This window comes from Acinetobacter sp. 226-1, from assembly GCF_030329325.1.
GTDB classification, from domain to species: Bacteria; Pseudomonadota; Gammaproteobacteria; order Pseudomonadales; family Moraxellaceae; genus Acinetobacter; species Acinetobacter sichuanensis.
Genome location: NZ_JACANU010000031.1, coordinates 1 through 1,943, shown reverse-complemented (window position 1 = coordinate 1,943; position 1,943 = coordinate 1). Strand labels below are relative to the sequence as shown.

At 49.8% G+C, this 1,943-nt stretch carries 2 tRNA genes and 1 rRNA gene; all 3 read right to left on the bottom strand.

From position 1 onward, the window contains the following. Window position 1: 1 nt before the first annotated feature. Window positions 2–77, bottom strand: a tRNA-Ala gene (locus tag HX124_RS17535). Window positions 78–147: 70 nt separating this feature from the next. Then, window positions 148–224: transfer RNA gene (locus HX124_RS17530), tRNA-Ile, on the bottom strand. A gap of 59 nt (window positions 225–283) precedes the next feature. Then, window positions 284–1,820 (bottom strand): 16S ribosomal RNA (locus HX124_RS17525). Window positions 1,821–1,943 lie beyond the last annotated feature (123 nt).

Here is a 1,943-nt window from a genome sequence, read left to right as displayed (position 1 = left end):
ATGGTGGAGACTAGGAGAGTCGAACTCCTGACCTCCTGCGTGCAAAGCAGGCGCTCTACCAACTAAGCTAAGTCCCCAGCTTATCATTTAGATTCAATGCTCTGATTTTCTGTTTGCTTCAGTATTTTCATACCGCGTTCGTCAGAATGGTGGGTCTGACAAGACTTGAACTTGTGACCCCACGCTTATCAAGCGTGTGCTCTAACCAACTGAGCTACAGACCCTCAGATACATTCATGAAGAACAACTTGTTGTGGATTCTTACCGATCGTCAATCTTTCGTTAAGGAGGTGATCCAGCCGCAGGTTCCCCTACGGCTACCTTGTTACGACTTCACCCCAGTCGTCGGCCACACCGTGGTAAGCGTCCTCCTTACGGTTAGACTACCTACTTCTGGTGCAACAAACTCCCATGGTGTGACGGGCGGTGTGTACAAGGCCCGGGAACGTATTCACCGCGGCATTCTGATCCGCGATTACTAGCGATTCCGACTTCATGGAGTCGAGTTGCAGACTCCAATCCGGACTACGATCGGCTTTTTGAGATTAGCATCCTATCGCTAGGTAGCAACCCTTTGTACCGACCATTGTAGCACGTGTGTAGCCCTGGTCGTAAGGGCCATGATGACTTGACGTCGTCCCCGCCTTCCTCCAGTTTGTCACTGGCAGTATCCTTAAAGTTCCCACCCGAAGTGCTGGCAAATAAGGAAAAGGGTTGCGCTCGTTGCGGGACTTAACCCAACATCTCACGACACGAGCTGACGACAGCCATGCAGCACCTGTATGTAAGTTCCCGAAGGCACCAATCCATCTCTGGAAAGTTCTTACTATGTCAAGACCAGGTAAGGTTCTTCGCGTTGCATCGAATTAAACCACATGCTCCACCGCTTGTGCGGGCCCCCGTCAATTCATTTGAGTTTTAGTCTTGCGACCGTACTCCCCAGGCGGTCTACTTATCGCGTTAGCTGCGCCACTAAAGTCTCAAAGACCCCAACGGCTAGTAGACATCGTTTACGGCATGGACTACCAGGGTATCTAATCCTGTTTGCTCCCCATGCTTTCGTACCTCAGCGTCAGTATTAGGCCAGATGGCTGCCTTCGCCATCGGTATTCCTCCAGATCTCTACGCATTTCACCGCTACACCTGGAATTCTACCATCCTCTCCCATACTCTAGCTTCCCAGTATCGAATGCAATTCCTAAGTTAAGCTCAGGGATTTCACATCCGACTTAAAAAGCCGCCTACGTACGCTTTACGCCCAGTAAATCCGATTAACGCTCGCACCCTCTGTATTACCGCGGCTGCTGGCACAGAGTTAGCCGGTGCTTATTCTGCGAGTAACGTCCACTATCTCTGGGTATTAACCAAAGTAGCCTCCTCCTCGCTTAAAGTGCTTTACAACCATAAGGCCTTCTTCACACACGCGGCATGGCTGGATCAGGGTTCCCCCCATTGTCCAATATTCCCCACTGCTGCCTCCCGTAGGAGTCTGGGCCGTGTCTCAGTCCCAGTGTGGCGGATCATCCTCTCAGACCCGCTACAGATCGTCGCCTTGGTAGGCCTTTACCCCACCAACTAGCTAATCCGACTTAGGCTCATCTATTAGCGCAAGGTCTTACGATCCCCTGCTTTCCCCCGTAGGGCGTATGCGGTATTAGCATCCCTTTCGAGATGTTGTCCCCCACTAATAGGCAGATTCCTAAGTATTACTCACCCGTCCGCCGCTAAATCCAGTAGCAAGCTACTTTCATCCGCTCGACTTGCATGTGTTAAGCCTGCCGCCAGCGTTCAATCTGAGCCATGATCAAACTCTTCAGTTTAAAATCAATAGTGCTTTATTCAAAACACCAAATCTTGGCTCATCAATTTTCTGACAAATATTTCTCAAATAAACTTCGAGTAATTTCTACCATCAATCAATGAAAATAATTTCGATCAATCAA